Source organism: Pseudomonas sp. MHK4 (genome assembly GCF_054600775.1).
On the sequence record NZ_BAAIAK010000001.1, the window covers coordinates 788,853 to 803,020 of the forward strand.

Genomic DNA, 14,168 nt, shown 5'->3' on the forward strand with positions numbered 1-14,168 from the left:
GCCTTCAAAGGTCGAAGCGATCCACCGCGCGACGCCGCTCGTTGTCGTCGCGCACATCGTAGTTGGCGGTGGTCTGGATGTTGCTGTGGTGCGCCAGTTTCTGCGCGATGGACAGGTCGTGTTCTTCGATCACCCGAGTGATGAACGAGCGGCGAAAATCATGCGGCATGATTTTCACCCCCACCTGTGCGCCCCGCTGCCGGGCGATGTAATAGATCGCGTGTTTGGTGATGCGCTCGCGGGTGATATGACTGCCACGGCGGATACGGTTGAACAGGAACGGGTCATCCTCTTCGCCTTCCTTGAGCATCGAGCGGCGCAGTTCCAGCCAGGCATCGAGCTTGGCGAACGCCCAGGCCGGGGCGTACTTGATCAACTGCTTGTTGCCCTTGGCCGTGACGCGCAGGCTGCGCTCGTTGAAGTCGAGCTGATTGAGGTCGAGGTTCACCGACTCCGATTTGCGCATGCCCGAACCGTACAGGATCGCGATGACGGCGGCGTCCCGCCGGCCTTGTGGCCTGGGATCGGCGGCGCAAACCTCCATCAGTTCCTGGATCAATGAGCGCCGCAGGTTACGGCCCTGGGACAGGCGGGTACCGGCGATGCCCTTGACCGAGCGCATTTTCAACAAGTGTTCCTGGCTGATCAGGCTCATGCGCCATGCTTCATTCATCACCCCGCGCACCGCATTGACGTACAAGGACGACGTGTTGGGCGCATAACCGTCGGCGCGCAAGGCGGCGACCAGGGCGATGACATCTTCGGGCTGCAGGTTGTGCCAGGCAATCTCCTCTACATTCATTTCTTCGAAGCCCAGGCGGTCGGCGGCGTCCTGCAGGACATAACGCATGGTCAGTTGGCTGGAGGGCGCCAGTCGTGCGAGATACAGGGTCAGCGGATTGGGTCTGAGGGCACTTGGATCAGTTGCGGGTAAGTCAGTCAAACGAAACGGCCTTGGATAAAAAGAGGATACAGAAACGCCATGGCGACAGGAATGGCCGCTACGCTGCCGGTCGTGGCCGGGAAAGTCAATGTTGTGCCGACAAAGGCCGCTGTAGCCACGATAGACGAATTGAAACATGGCGCTGCTAAACCTTGAGCGGACTCGATCGGGGCAGGAGCAAACCATGAGAATCAGTGTGTTCGGTAGCGGCTATGTGGGACTGGTACAAGCGGCGGTATTGGCAGAAGTCGGCCACGACGTGGTCTGCATGGACGTCGACGAGAAAAAGGTCGAGTGGCTGCAACAGGGCCATGTAAGCATTTTCGAACCGGGGCTGGCCAGCCTGGTACGCGAAGGCCTGGACGCCCATCGGTTGCAGTTCACCAGCGATGAGAAGCTCGCGGTGCAACATGGCCAGGTGTTGTTCATCGCGGTCGGTACGCCGTCCCGGGACGATGGTTCGGCCGACCTGAGCCAGGTGATGGCAGTGGGTGAAGCGGTCGCACGGCACCGTGAACAACCGCTGATCCTGGTAGAGAAGTCCACGGTGCCGGTGGGCACCGGCGATGCCCTGCGCGCGCATATCGACAAGTGCCTGATCAAGGTCGGGCGCCTGTTGCAGTTCGATATCGTGTCCAATCCCGAGTTTCTCAAGGAAGGCTCGGCCGTGGCCGATTGCCGGCGTCCGGACCGTATCGTCGTGGGCTGTGAACGCGAGGAAGTGCGCGATGTGATGCGTGACCTGTACGCGCCGTTCAACCGCAACCATGAACGCATCATGTTCATGGACCTGCGCAGCGCCGAGCTGACCAAATACGCCGCCAACTGCATGCTGGCGACCAAGATCAGCTTCATCAACCAGATTGCCGAACTGGCCGAGCACCTGGGGGCCGACATTGAGTCGGTGCGCCTGGGCATCGGTGCCGACTCGCGCATCGGCTACCACTTCATCTACCCCGGCTGCGGTTATGGCGGTTCCTGCTTCCCCAAGGACATGCGTGCCCTGATCCACAGCGCCGAACAGGCCCATTGCTCCAGCGACTTGCTGCAAGCGGTGGAAGCCATCAACCAGCGGCAGAAACACAAGTTGTTCGAGCGCCTCAAGGCATTCTACAAAGGCGAGTTGCGGGGCAAGACCTTCGCCGTCTGGGGCCTGGCATTCAAGCCCAACACCGACGACATGCGTGACGCACCGAGCCGCATGTTGCTCGAATCGCTATGGGCCGCCGGTGCCAACGTGCGGGCCTTCGACCCCGAAGCCATGCAGCAGACCCAGCAGCTGTACCCCGATGAAAGCCGGTTGATGCTCATGGGCACGCCGGAATCGGTGCTCAACGGTGCGCACGCGTTGATCATCTGCACCGAGTGGCAACAATTCAAGGCACCGGATTTCGAGCTGATCCGCCAGCGTCTCAAGGCACCGGTGATCTTCGACGGTCGCAACCTCTACGATGCCGAGCGCCTGGCGCGCAATGGCTTCCAGTACTTCCCGATGGGCCGCGGCGACTCGCGCACGTTGCCGATTCCGTACCAGCAATGGCCAGCCGCACAAGTAGTCGCCTAATCCCCCAGGAGGAAGCGCTGGATGTCGGGGCGTGGCGATACATCAGAAATAATGAACTGAAGCTTCATTAATATGAATTTGTCAGCATCGGCAATGAACGGCACACTGTCATCGTTCCTCCCCCAATAGTTGGAACACCTTCAAGGGCTTTCTGGGTTTCCCAGACAAGCCTTTTTTTTTCCTCAGGTTTTCAAAGGAACGACGTTCATCATGCTTGCTCGCTGGTTGCCCGCCGCTGTCAACACCCGCCCTTCGGAATGGAGTCGTGCCGCCATCGGAATGGCGCTGGGGACGATGTTCAGCGTCTGGCTGTGCGCCCAGGTATTCGGCATGCCCGTGGCGCAGCACCTGGTCGGGCCGCTGGGCGCCTCGGCGGTGTTGCTGTTTGCGGTGTCATCCGGCGCGCTCGCGCAACCCTGGTCGATACTCGGCGGCTATTTGAGCGCCGCGGTGGTCGCGCTACTGGTGGCCCACGTACTCGGCCGGACCCTGGGCAGCGCCTGCCTGGCGGCGGGCATGGCGCTGATCCTGATGTGCTGGCTGCGCTGCCTGCATCCACCGGCCGGGGCGCTGGCATTGCTGCTGGTCCTGGCGGACCCGGCGACCATCGCCATGGACTGGAAAGCCCTGGGCCCGGTGATGCTGGCCGCGTCGACCATGCTGCTCAGCGCGCTGGCCTACAACAACCTGACGCGTATTCGTTATCCCAAGCGTGCCAGCGAGCCGGTGGCGGTGGTTCCGGCGGACCACCCGCCGGTGGAGTCGCAGGCGATCACTGCCCAGGATCTGAAACTGGCCCTGGCGGACATGGAGGCTTTTTTTGACGTTACCCCGGAAGACCTTGAACAACTAATCCATGCCAGTGAGTTCCACGCCAGGCGGCGCAGTATTGGCGAGGTGTTGAGCCGTAGCGCCTGAATCGCCTTACCTGTAGGAGCGAGCTTGCTCGCGAAAAACATCAGGGCACCGCTGCACCAATGGTTTACGCGTAATCGTTCACGACCTTCGCGAGCAAGCTCGCTCCTACAACAAAAATGCAGACAGCACCTGCACATATCCCGGTTGTACAAGGCAAATTTGCACTGGTACGATCCAGCATCGCTCGCGCGCGAGCTTCTTTATAAAGAACAATAAAAGCAGGGAGTTAGTGATGACTGCTCAGGTTTTGTCGAAGGCGACTTCGTCCATGGATGCCACGCAAAACGAAGTGCTGGCCGAGGTTCGCAACCACATCGGTCACCTGACCCTCAACCGCCCCGCCGGGCTTAACGCCATCACCCTCGAGATGGTCCGCGACCTGCAGCGTCAGCTCGATGCCTGGGCCCAGGATGACCAGGTGCATGCGGTGGTGCTGCGCGGTGCCGGCGAAAAAGCCTTCTGTGCCGGTGGCGACATTCGCTCGCTGTACGACAGCTTCAAGGGCGGCGATACGCTGCACGAAGATTTCTTCGTCGAAGAGTACGCCCTCGACCTGGCGATTCATCATTACCGCAAACCGGTGCTGGCCTTGATGGACGGTTTTGTCCTGGGTGGCGGCATGGGCCTGGTGCAAGGCGCCGACCTGCGGGTGGTCACCGAGAAAAGCCGCCTGGCGATGCCTGAAGTCGGCATCGGTTATTTCCCGGATGTGGGCGGCAGCTACTTCCTGCCGCGCATCCCCGGTGAACTGGGGATTTACCTGGGCGTGAGCGGCGTGCAGATCCGCGCGGCCGATGCGCTGTACTGCGGGCTGGCCGACTGGTACCTGGACAGCGGCAAGCTGGCCACGCTGGATGAAAAACTCGATCAACTGCAATGGCATGACACACCCCTGAAGGACCTTCAGGGCCTGCTGGCGAAACTCGCCGTGCAACAGTTGCCCGATGCGCCATTGGCGGCCTTGCGCCCGGCTATCGACCACTTCTTCGCCTTGGCCGATGTGCCGAGTATTGTGGAGCAACTGCGCGAGGTCACGGTCGCCGACAGCCATGAGTGGGCGTTAAGCACCGCCGACCTGCTGCAGACCCGCTCGCCCCTGGCCATGGGCGTGACCCTGGAAATGCTCCGGCGCGGTCGGAACCTGAGCCTTGAACAGTGCTTCGCCCTTGAGCTGCACCTGGACCGCCAGTGGTTCGAGCGCGGCGACCTGATGGAAGGCGTGCGCGCCTTGCTGATCGACAAAGACAAGAACCCGCGCTGGAACCCGCCAACCCTGCAGGCGTTGGACGCCGAACACGTGGCGAGCTTCTTCAACGGTTTCGATGAGAGCGGGAGCTGAACCATGCACGATCTCGAATTGACCGAAGAACAAGTCATGATCCGCGACATGGCCCGGGACTTTGCCCGTGGCGAAATCGCACCCCACGCCCAGGCCTGGGAAAAAGCCGGCTGGATCGACGACGCCCTGGTGGCGAAGATGGGTGAGTTGGGCTTGCTGGGCATGGTGGTACCCGAGGAATGGGGCGGCACTTATGTCGACTACGTCGCCTATGCCCTGGCGGTGGAAGAGATCTCGGCCGGCGACGGCGCCACTGGCGCGTTCATGAGCATCCACAACTCGGTGGGCTGTGGGCCGGTGCTCAACTACGGCAGCGAAGAACAGAAACAAACCTGGCTGGCGGACCTGGCCAGCGGCCAGGCCATTGGTTGCTTCTGCCTGACCGAACCACAAGCCGGTTCCGAGGCGCACAACCTGCGCACCCGCGCCGAATTGCGCGACGGCCAATGGGTGATCAACGGCGCCAAGCAGTTTGTCAGCAACGGCAAACGCGCCAAGCTGGCGATCGTGTTTGCCGTGACCGACCCGGACCTGGGCAAGCGCGGTATTTCGGCGTTTCTGGTGCCAACGGATACCCCTGGCTTCATCGTCGACCGCACCGAACACAAAATGGGCATCCGCGCCTCCGATACCTGTGCGGTTACCTTGAACACCTGCACCATCCCCGAGGCCAATCTGCTCGGCGAGCGCGGAAAAGGCCTGGCCATTGCCTTGTCCAATCTCGAAGGCGGCCGCATCGGCATCGCCGCCCAGGCGCTGGGCATTGCTCGTGCGGCGTTCGAAGCGGCACTCGCCTACTCCCGCGATCGCGTGCAGTTTGGCAAAACCATCAATGAACACCAGAGCATCGCCAACCTGCTGGCCGACATGCACATGCAAATAAACGCGGCACGGCTGATGATCCTGCACGCGGCACGCCTGCGTACGGCGGGCAAGCCGTGTCTGTCGGAGGCCTCGCAGGCCAAGCTGTTTGCTTCGGAAATGGCCGAGAAAGTCTGCTCCTCAGCGATTCAGATTCATGGTGGGTATGGGTATCTGGAGGATTACCCGGTCGAGAAGTATTACCGGGATGCGCGGATCACGCAGATCTATGAAGGGTCGAGCGAGATTCAGCGGATGGTGATTGCCCGCGAACTGAAGAACTATCTGGTGTAAAGCCTTGAAAGCATCGCTGGCAAGCCAGCTCCTACAGGTTCCTGGGTATACACAATTTTTGTAACCGACCGATAACCCTGTAGGAGCTGGCTTGCCAGCGATGATGCCCGCCAGATCGCTACATCACTTGCCCTGGAACTGCGCCTCACGCTTGGCAATGAACGCCGCCATCCCTTCCTTCTGATCCTGCGTCGCAAACGCTGCATGGAACACCCGACGCTCAAAGCGCACGCCTTCCGACAGGCTCACTTCAAAGGCACGATTGACGCTTTCCTTGACCATCATCGCAATCGGCAGGGACTTGCTGGCGATCAGGGTCGCGACCTTCAGCGCTTCGTCCAGCAGCTCATCGCTCGGCACGATGCGCGCCACGATGCCGCAACGTTCCGCTTCCACGGCATCGATCAGACGACCGCTCAGGCACATTTCCATGGCCTTGGCCTTGCCCACGGCCCGGGTCAGGCGCTGGGTGCCGCCCATGCCCGGCAACACGCCGAGGTTGATTTCCGGCTGGCCGAATCTGGCGTTGTCGCCGGCCAGGATGAAATCGCACATCAGCGCCAGCTCACAGCCGCCGCCCAAGGCGAAACCGTTGACGGCGGCGATGATCGGCTTGCGGCGGTTGGCCACGCGGTCGCTGTCGCTGAACAGGTCGTCGATATAGATCTGCGGATAGGTCAGCTCGGCCATTTCCTTGATGTCGGCACCGGCGGCAAAGGCCTTTTTCGAACCAGTCAGGACGATGCAGCCGATGTTCGAGTCCGCCTCGAAGCTGTCGAGGGCCTGGTTCAGCTCGCTGACGATCTGCGCGTTCAACGCGTTCAGCGCCTGTGGGCGGTTAAGGGTAATCAGGCCGACTCGGCCATGGGTTTCCAGCAAAATCGTTTCGTAGCTCACAAGTGGGTTCCTTTCAAAGATTGCGTGAAATGACCATGCGTTGAATATCGCTGGTGCCTTCGTAGATCTGGCAGACCCGCACGTCGCGGTAGATCCGCTCCAGCGGGAAGTCGTTCAGGTAACCGTAGCCGCCAAGGGTTTGCAGCGCCGAGGAGCATACCTTCTCGGCCATTTCGGACGCGAACAGCTTGGCCATCGACGCTTCCACCAACGCCGGCTTGCCGCTGTCGCGCAGCGCCGCCGCGTAATGCACCATTTGCCGTGCCACGGCGATCTGGGTCGCCATGTCCGCCAGGCGGAAGGCCACGGCCTGGTGCTCGATGATCGGCTTGCCGAAGCTCTCGCGCTCACGGGCATAGTCGCGGGCCGCTTCGAACGCGGCGCGGGCCATGCCCACCGATTGCGAGGCAATGCCGACACGTCCGCCTTCGAGGTTGGCCAGGGCGATTTTGTAGCCTTCGCCCTCCTCTCCCAAACGGTTCGCCACCGGGACTTTTACGTCTTCAAACAGGATCTGGCAGGTATCGGACGCATGCTGACCGAGCTTGTCTTCAACCCGGGCCACTTTGTAGCCCGGCGAGTCGGTGGGCACGATGAACGCCGTGATGCCGCGCTTGCCGGCAGTCGGGTCGGTCACGGCGAACACGATCACGATCCCGGCGTTCTGCCCCGAGGTGATGAACTGTTTGCAGCCGTTGAGCACGTAGTGATCGCCGTCCAAACGGGCCCGGGTTTTCAAGCCGCTGGCATCGGAACCGGCCTGGGGTTCGGTCAAGGCGAAAGCGCCGAGCATGGCGCCGCTGGCCAGGGGCTTGAGGAAGCGCTCTTTCTGGTCGTCATTGCCGTAATTGAGGATGGGTACGCAGCCCACCGAGTTATGCACGCTCATGATGGTCGAGCAGGCACCATCGCCAGCAGCTATTTCTTCCAGGGCCATGGCGTAGGCCAGGTAACCGGTCTCACAACCGCCCCACTGCTCCGGCACCAGCATGCCGAAGAAGCCCAGCTCGCCCATCTCGGCGATGGCTTCCTTGGGGAAGCGGTGTTCACGGTCCCACTCGGCGGCGAAGGGTTTGAGGCGTTCCTGGGCAAAGTCCCGGGCCGCGTCGCGTATCTGCTGTTGTTCGTCATTGGGGATCATGACCATTCCTTAAATTTGATATTGCCCCTTGTAGGAGCGAGCTTGCTCGCGAAGAACGTCAGGGCACCGCATTGATCCAGGCAGCCCTCGTTATCGTTAACGTCCATCGCGAGCAAGCTCGCTCCTACAGGGATTGTGCGGGCTTTAGTAGAGGCATTCCACGGCCATGGCCGTGGCTTCGCCGCCGCCGATGCAGATCGCTGCTACGCCACGCTTGAGGCCCTTCTGGCGCAGGGCCGAGAGCAAAGTCACAAGGATCCGCGCGCCGGACGCGCCGATCGGGTGGCCGAGGGCACACGCGCCGCCGTGCACGTTGAGTTTCTCGTGAGGGATTTCCAGCTTGGTCATGGTCACCAGGCTGACCACGGCGAAGGCTTCGTTGACTTCCACCAGGTCGACGTCATTCAGTGACCAGCCGGTTTTCTTCATCAGCTTCTCGATCGCACCCACCGGTGCCACCGGGAACAGGCTTGGGGTATCGGCGAAGGCCGCGTGACCATGGATCACCGCCAGCGGCTTGAGGCCACGCTTGTCGGCTTCGGAACGGCGCATCAGCACCAGCGCCGCCGCACCGTCGGAGATGGAACTGGAGTTGGCCGCCGTCACGGTGCCACCATCGCGGAACGCCGGTTTCAGCGAGGCAATCTTGTCCAGGCGGGCTTTCGGTGGCTGCTCGTCATGGCTGATCGTCACCTGCTCTTTGCCGACGGTAACGGTCAACGGCACGATCTCGTCCTTGAAGCTGCCGTCCTTGATGGCCTGCTGGGCGCGGGTGGTCGAAGCCACCGCGAAAGCATCCTGGGCCTCACGACTGAAGCCGTTGGTTTCGGCGCAGTCTTCGGCGAAAGTGCCCATCAGGCGGCCCTTGTCGTAGGCGTCTTCCAGGCCGTCGAGGAACATCGAATCCAGCACCCGGCCGTGGCCCATGCGGTAGCCGCTACGGGCGCGGTCCAGCAAGTATGGCGCGTTGGACATGCTTTCCATCCCACCGGCGACGACGACCTCGGCGCTGCCGGCAATCAGCATGTCATGGGCCAGGATGGCCGCTTCCATGCCCGAGCCGCACATCTTGTTGAGGGTGGTGCAACGGGTCGATTTATCCAGCCCCGCGCCCAACGCTGCCTGACGCGCAGGGGCCTGACCCTGGCCGGCAGGCAGTACGCAGCCAAACAACACTTCGTCGACGGCATCGCTGGCAACGCCGGCACGCTCCACCGCGGCCTTGATCGCGGCGGCACCCAGTTGTGGCGCGGTGAGGCTTTTCAGTTCGCCCTGGAATCCGCCCATCGGGGTGCGAACGGCGCTGACGATAACAATCGGATCGTTGATGATGGTCATGACAAATCCTCCTTATTTGGCCGCCATGCGCAAGGCACCGTCGAGACGGATCACCTCGCCATTGAGCATGCTGTTTTCAATGATATGCCTTACCAGCTGGGCATACTCGGCAGGTTTGCCCAGGCGCGGCGGAAACGGCACGCCAGCGGCCAGGGAGTCGCGGACTTCCTGGGTCATGCCGGCCATCATCGGCGTTTCGAAAATACCCGGGGCGATGGTCATCACGCGGATGCCGAAGCGCGCCAATTCACGGGCGGCCGGCAAGGTCAGGCTGACGATGGCGCCTTTGGACGCGGCGTAGGCCGCCTGGCCGATCTGGCCATCATAGGCCGCCGCGGATGCGGTGTTGATGATCACGCCGCGCTCGCCATCGGCGTCCGCTTCGGTTTCGGCGATCGCCGCCGACGCCAGGCGCAGCATGTTGAAGCTGCCGATCAGGTTGACGTTGATTACCTGGCTGAAACTTCCCAGCGCGTGCGGACCGTTCTTGCCGAGGATCTTTTCGCCGCGCACGATGCCGGCGCAGTTGACCAGGCCATTGAGGCCGCCGAAGGCCTGGACCGTCGCCTGCACCGCCGCTTCTGCTGCCGCTTCGTTGTTGATATCGGCGACAACGCTTTGCGCGCCCAGGCGCTGGGCCTGGGCCGCCACCGCTTCGGCATTCATGTCCACCAGCATGACTTTGGCGCCGGCTGCGACCAGCATTTCAGCGGTGGCCGCGCCGAGGCCAGAAGCACCGCCGGTGACGAGAAAAACCTTGTTTTCGATCTGCATCATTGTGTCCTTGGATTCAAGCTGAAAGGTTCTTCGCCGCGGCCTCTTGAGCCTTGGCGATTTCCTGGTTGCGCAAGATAAAGCGCTGCAATTTGCCGCTAGGGGTTTTCGGCAACTCGCTGACGAATTCGATTTCCCGGGGATAGGAGTGCGCCGCCAGGCGCTTGCGCACGTGTTGGCGCAGCTCTTCGGCCAACTCTGGCGCGGCACGGTATTGCGCGCTGAGCACGACGAAGGCCTTGACCAGCTCGGTACGTTCCGGATCCGGTTTGCCGACCACTGCCGCTTCCACCACCGCCGGGTGCTCGATCAAGGCGCTTTCCACATCGAACGGGCCGACGCGGTAGCCGGAGGTAGTGATCACATCGTCGCTACGGCCCACGAAGCTGATGCTGCCGTCCGGGTTCCACTCCACCGTGTCGCCGCTCAGGTAGTAATTGCCGACGAAAGCCTTGGTCGGTGCGCCTTCGTAGCCGGCGAACCAGCACATCGGCGACTGGGTGCGGTCGATGGCCAGGATACCCGGTTGGCCGACGCCCAGTTCCTGGTTGTCGTCGTCCAGCACCACGATGCGGTGGCCCGGCGAGGCAAAACCGGCGGCGCCCATGTGAATCGAGTGCGCAAGGCCGTGGTGGTTGCACAGCACCATGCCCAGCTCGGTCTGGCCATAGTGGTCATGGATGACCACGTCCAGGTTATCGGCGAACCAGCGGATCACTTCCGGGTTCAGCGGCTCGCCGGCGCTGCTGACGATGCGCAGCTTGCCTTTGATCGACCGGGCGAATTCGTCGCCACCAGCGATCAACAGGCGGTACGCGGTCGGTGAGCCGGTGAGATTGGTGATCCCGTACTTGTTGATCACCCGGCAGGTGCTCTCCAGGGTAAACGGGCCATCGTAGAAGGTAATCGGGTGGCCCATGGACATGGGGCCGGTGACGCCGAAATAGATGCCGTAGGCCCAGCCCGGATCGGCCACGTTCCAGAAGGCGTCTTCGGGGCGCAGGTCCACCGCGTCGCGGGTATAGCTCTGGAAGGCGACGATGGCCTTGAGCGGCACCGACAGTGCTTTCGAAGGGCCGGTGGTGCCCGAGGTGAACATCAGCAGGAAAGGGTCTTCGCCGGTCAGCAGCACGGGTTCGCAGACATTGGAGTGGTTGGCCAGTTCGGCCCAGAAGCTGTAGTCGCCACGGACAATGCCCTGGCCCTTGGGGCCGGCGACGGTGACGATGGTCGGGCAATCGGCGACTTCCGCGAGTTTTGCGCGATTGACCGCGTCGGTGACCACCACTTTGGCCCCGGAACTGCCCAGGCGATGCTCGATGGCCTTGGGGCCGAAGGCGGTAAACAAGGGTTGATAGACCGCGCCAATGCGCCAGGTTGCGAACACGGTGATCAGCAATTCGATGTTGCGTGGCAGGAGACCGGCGACCTTGTCGCCTTTCTTCACGCCCTGGGCCAACAGGAAGTTGGCAAAGCGCGCGGCCTTGTCCTGCAGCTCGTTGAAGGTGTAGGTCGCGCTGGAGCCATCACGGCCTTCCCAGAACAGCGCGATACGCCCAGGCATAGCATGCCGGTCGCAACATTCGATGCAGGCGTTGAGGGCGGTCAGATTGCCGGCGAGTGCGGCATCGACGGTGTGCTGATAGTTGAACTGTGAAACGGCAGACAAGTAATCGCGCATTGCCAGAATCCCTCTGTATTTTTTGTTAGGGGGGGAACCGTAACCAACAGGGAAATACTCGCTCTGCACGGGGTGTGGGGCAATGGTCAAAGTTATCAAGTTGTCTGACTGGTTTGGCCAAGGCTGTAGGAGCGAGCTTGCTCGCGATGGGCTCCAGAACACCGCGGGGCATCAGGCTCCCAGGGTCATCGTTCACGACCATCGCGAGCAAGCTCGCTCCTACAGGCGAAGAGGCCCGCCCATACGACCAGAAATCCAGATCAACTGGCTTCGTTGAGAATCAAACTGCGGTAATGCCCGGGATTGGACCCCGACCATTTGCGAAACGCCTTGTAGAACGAGCTCGCATCGGCAAACCCCAGCCGGGTGGCGATTTCGGCGAAGCTGATGGCCGGTTCGGCCAGCCAGGCGATGGCCAGTTCCTTGCGCACGCTGTCCTTGAGCCCTTGGTAGGTCTGGCCTTCCTCGGCCAGGCGACGGCGCAGGGTCGAGGCCGACATGCACAGGCGTTGCGCCAGGGCTTCGGTCTCCGGCCAGTGCTCGGCGGGCAGTTGCCGCAAATCCTGCTTGATCCGGCTGGCCAGGCTTTGCGGATCGCGGTACTTGACCAGAATGTTGGCCGGCGCATGGGCCAGGAACCGCCGCAGCTCTTCGACACTGCGCTTGATCGGCAAACCCAGGCAGTCCGCGGAAAAGATCATCCGCGTGCGCGGTCGGTCAAAGCGCAGGTTCTCGGAGAACATCACCTGATAGTCATCGCAGAAATCCGGTTGGGCACAACGCAACTCGATCGCCAGGATCGGAATTCGCCGTCCGGCCAGCCAACAGGCAACGCCGTGCACGATCATCCAATAGGTGAAATAAGTGAAGGCCCGGCGCGGCTCATGGTCGTCTTCGAGCAACACGATTTCCGCCAGGCTTTGCTGATGCACAAGCTCGGCGGGCATGCGCTCGAGCATCAACGACAGGAAGCCCAGACCGCTGCTGAGCCCCGCCGCCAGGCTCGGCTGGACCATGGCACAGCGACAGAGGAACTCCAGGCTGCCGGACTTGAGTTTGCGCGGGTCCATGCCAAAGAACTCGTCATCCCCCCGCCGAGCCAGCAAACGCCACAGGCGCGCGTAAGCGCTGGCGGGAACCCGGGCATCGCTGCTGCCGAGCAACGCCGGATCAATGCCGACCTTGTCCAGCACCTCATCGGTGGCCGCGCCCGGGGCGCAACTTTGCAACAGCGCTTCACGTACCAGCTGAATGGAAATGGTGTCTTTTTCCGACATTGAGCGAAGGGAGCCTTATTCTTGTTTGAGTGATGGGCATATTAGCGCAGCCGCCCGTGCGGCGCAGAACCCTGTAGGAGCGAGCCTGCTCGCGAAAAACCTGAGAGCACCGCGGGGTGTCAGGATCCCCGGGTCATCGTTGACCTCCATCGCCGGCAAGCCGGCTCCCACAGTGGATCGGGCGCAACCGCCATCAGGTCATCATCCAACCGAACTCCGCACAAAAGGCCAGGGTCAACCCTTTGACTCCCCCACCCTGAAACCGGAGATCGACGATGAACGACTACCCCAAACCACCCTTCCCCAAACAGCACCAACCGGTCCCCGGCTCCCAGCGCAAAATGGACCCGTATCCAGATTGCGGTGAGCAGAGCTACAAGGGTTCGGGTCGCCTGAACGGCAAGATCGCCCTGATCACCGGGGGCGACAGCGGCATCGGCCGCGCAGTGGCCATCGCCTTCGCCCGTGAAGGCGCGGACGTGGCCGTGGCCTACCTCGATGAGCAGGAAGATGCCCAGGAAACTGCGCGTTGGGTTGAACAGGCCGGCCGTCAATGCCTGTTGCTGCCAGGTGACCTGGCGCACAAGGTGCATTGCCGGGCACTGGTGGAGAAAACGGTCGAGCGTTTCGGACGCATCGACATCCTGGTCAACAACGCAGCGTTCCAGATGACCCACGAAAACCTCGAAGACATTGCCGACGAAGAATGGGTGATGACCTTCGACGTCAACATCACCGCCATCTTCAGGATCTGCCAGGCGGCACTCAAGCACATGCAGCCCGGCAGCTCGATCATCAACACCAGTTCGGTCAACTCCGACATGCCCAACCCCACCCTGCTGGCCTATGCCACGACCAAGGGCGCGATCGCCAACTTCACCGCCGGCCTGGCGCAAATGCTCGGGCCGAAGAATATCCGGGTCAACAGCGTGGCGCCGGGACCGATCTGGACGCCGTTGATCGTCTCGACCATGCCCGAGGAAACGGTACAGAATTTCGGCGCCAACACCCCGCTCGGCCGTCCGGGCCAACCGGTGGAAGTGGCGCCGATCTATGTGCTGCTGGCTTCGGATGAAGGCAGCTACATCACCGGCCAGCGTTTTGGGGTAACCGGAGGCAAGCCGATCCTGTGATGCGCGGG

12 protein-coding genes are annotated in these 14,168 nt (G+C 62.0%); 5 read left to right on the top strand and 7 right to left on the bottom strand.

Features of this window, described 5'->3' with window-relative positions; genetic code table 11:
• Nucleotides 1-4 precede the first annotated feature (4 nt).
• Nucleotides 5-943, bottom strand: coding sequence for a site-specific integrase (locus tag ACYP2Q_RS03380; protein ID WP_459729184.1), 939 nt, complete (start codon nucleotides 941-943; stop codon nucleotides 5-7).
• A gap of 184 nt (nucleotides 944-1,127) precedes the next feature.
• On the opposite strand from ACYP2Q_RS03380, the gene ACYP2Q_RS03385 reads away from it, so the two are divergent.
• From ACYP2Q_RS03385 to ACYP2Q_RS03400, 4 genes are all read left to right on the top strand, one after another.
• Nucleotides 1,128-2,507 carry a UDP-glucose dehydrogenase family protein gene (locus tag ACYP2Q_RS03385; RefSeq protein ID WP_459729185.1) on the top strand — a complete coding sequence of 460 codons (1,380 nt, stop codon included), beginning with the start codon at nucleotides 1,128-1,130 and terminating at the stop codon, nucleotides 2,505-2,507.
• Between the two features lie 210 nt (nucleotides 2,508-2,717).
• Nucleotides 2,718-3,425 carry an HPP family protein gene (locus ACYP2Q_RS03390; RefSeq protein ID WP_459729186.1) on the top strand — a complete coding sequence of 236 codons (708 nt, stop codon included), beginning with the start codon at nucleotides 2,718-2,720 and terminating at the stop codon, nucleotides 3,423-3,425.
• A gap of 232 nt (nucleotides 3,426-3,657) precedes the next feature.
• Nucleotides 3,658-4,764: an enoyl-CoA hydratase/isomerase family protein gene (locus ACYP2Q_RS03395; RefSeq protein WP_459729187.1), complete on the top strand. Its 1,107-nt coding sequence runs from the start codon at nucleotides 3,658-3,660 to the stop codon at nucleotides 4,762-4,764.
• Nucleotides 4,765-4,767: 3 nt separating this feature from the next.
• On the top strand, nucleotides 4,768-5,919 hold the full coding sequence (locus ACYP2Q_RS03400; protein ID WP_459729188.1) for an acyl-CoA dehydrogenase family protein: 1,152 nt from the start codon (nucleotides 4,768-4,770) through the stop codon (nucleotides 5,917-5,919).
• Between the two features lie 123 nt (nucleotides 5,920-6,042).
• Here ACYP2Q_RS03400 and ACYP2Q_RS03405 read toward each other — a convergent pair whose 3' ends face one another.
• The 6 genes from ACYP2Q_RS03405 to ACYP2Q_RS03430 all read right to left on the bottom strand — a co-directional run bounded on the left by ACYP2Q_RS03405 (nucleotide 6,043) and on the right by ACYP2Q_RS03430 (nucleotide 13,027).
• Nucleotides 6,043-6,816, bottom strand: a complete 774-nt coding sequence (locus ACYP2Q_RS03405) for an enoyl-CoA hydratase (RefSeq protein WP_459729189.1) — start codon at nucleotides 6,814-6,816, stop codon at nucleotides 6,043-6,045.
• A 13-nt stretch (nucleotides 6,817-6,829) separates the two neighbouring features.
• Nucleotides 6,830-7,957, bottom strand: a complete 1,128-nt coding sequence (locus ACYP2Q_RS03410) for an acyl-CoA dehydrogenase (protein WP_459729190.1) — start codon at nucleotides 7,955-7,957, stop codon at nucleotides 6,830-6,832.
• Between the two features lie 144 nt (nucleotides 7,958-8,101).
• Nucleotides 8,102-9,295, bottom strand: a complete 1,194-nt coding sequence (locus ACYP2Q_RS03415; protein ID WP_459729191.1) for an acetyl-CoA C-acyltransferase — start codon at nucleotides 9,293-9,295, stop codon at nucleotides 8,102-8,104.
• A 12-nt stretch (nucleotides 9,296-9,307) separates the two neighbouring features.
• On the bottom strand, nucleotides 9,308-10,069 hold the full coding sequence (locus tag ACYP2Q_RS03420; protein ID WP_459729192.1) for an SDR family NAD(P)-dependent oxidoreductase: 762 nt from the start codon (nucleotides 10,067-10,069) through the stop codon (nucleotides 9,308-9,310).
• A 16-nt stretch (nucleotides 10,070-10,085) separates the two neighbouring features.
• On the bottom strand, nucleotides 10,086-11,750 hold the full coding sequence (locus ACYP2Q_RS03425) for an AMP-binding protein (protein WP_459729193.1): 1,665 nt from the start codon (nucleotides 11,748-11,750) through the stop codon (nucleotides 10,086-10,088).
• Nucleotides 11,751-12,010: 260 nt separating this feature from the next.
• Nucleotides 12,011-13,027: an AraC family transcriptional regulator gene (locus ACYP2Q_RS03430; RefSeq protein WP_459729195.1), complete on the bottom strand. Its 1,017-nt coding sequence runs from the start codon at nucleotides 13,025-13,027 to the stop codon at nucleotides 12,011-12,013.
• A gap of 275 nt (nucleotides 13,028-13,302) precedes the next feature.
• Here ACYP2Q_RS03430 and ACYP2Q_RS03435 point away from each other — a divergent pair, with 275 nt between their 5' ends.
• Entirely contained in the window at nucleotides 13,303-14,160 is an 858-nt protein-coding gene (locus ACYP2Q_RS03435) for an SDR family oxidoreductase (RefSeq protein WP_459729196.1), read from the top strand.
• Nucleotides 14,161-14,168 lie beyond the last annotated feature (8 nt).

What these genes read in the sequence shown, in the direction of transcription:
- ACYP2Q_RS03400 (WP_459729188.1), top strand. Translation starts at nt 4,768, where the DNA reads ATGCACGATCTCGAATTGACCGAAGAACAAGTCATGATCCGCGACATG.
- ACYP2Q_RS03415 (WP_459729191.1), bottom strand. Translation starts at nt 9,295, where the DNA reads ATGACCATCATCAACGATCCGATTGTTATCGTCAGCGCCGTTCGCACC.
- ACYP2Q_RS03395 (WP_459729187.1), top strand. Translation starts at nt 3,658, where the DNA reads ATGACTGCTCAGGTTTTGTCGAAGGCGACTTCGTCCATGGATGCCACG.
- ACYP2Q_RS03410 (WP_459729190.1), bottom strand. Translation starts at nt 7,957, where the DNA reads ATGATCCCCAATGACGAACAACAGCAGATACGCGACGCGGCCCGGGAC.
- ACYP2Q_RS03425 (WP_459729193.1), bottom strand. Translation starts at nt 11,750, where the DNA reads ATGCGCGATTACTTGTCTGCCGTTTCACAGTTCAACTATCAGCACACC.
- ACYP2Q_RS03430 (WP_459729195.1), bottom strand. Translation starts at nt 13,027, where the DNA reads ATGTCGGAAAAAGACACCATTTCCATTCAGCTGGTACGTGAAGCGCTG.
- ACYP2Q_RS03390 (WP_459729186.1), top strand. Translation starts at nt 2,718, where the DNA reads ATGCTTGCTCGCTGGTTGCCCGCCGCTGTCAACACCCGCCCTTCGGAA.
- ACYP2Q_RS03420 (WP_459729192.1), bottom strand. Translation starts at nt 10,069, where the DNA reads ATGCAGATCGAAAACAAGGTTTTTCTCGTCACCGGCGGTGCTTCTGGC.
- ACYP2Q_RS03435 (WP_459729196.1), top strand. Translation starts at nt 13,303, where the DNA reads ATGAACGACTACCCCAAACCACCCTTCCCCAAACAGCACCAACCGGTC.
- ACYP2Q_RS03385 (WP_459729185.1), top strand. Translation starts at nt 1,128, where the DNA reads ATGAGAATCAGTGTGTTCGGTAGCGGCTATGTGGGACTGGTACAAGCG.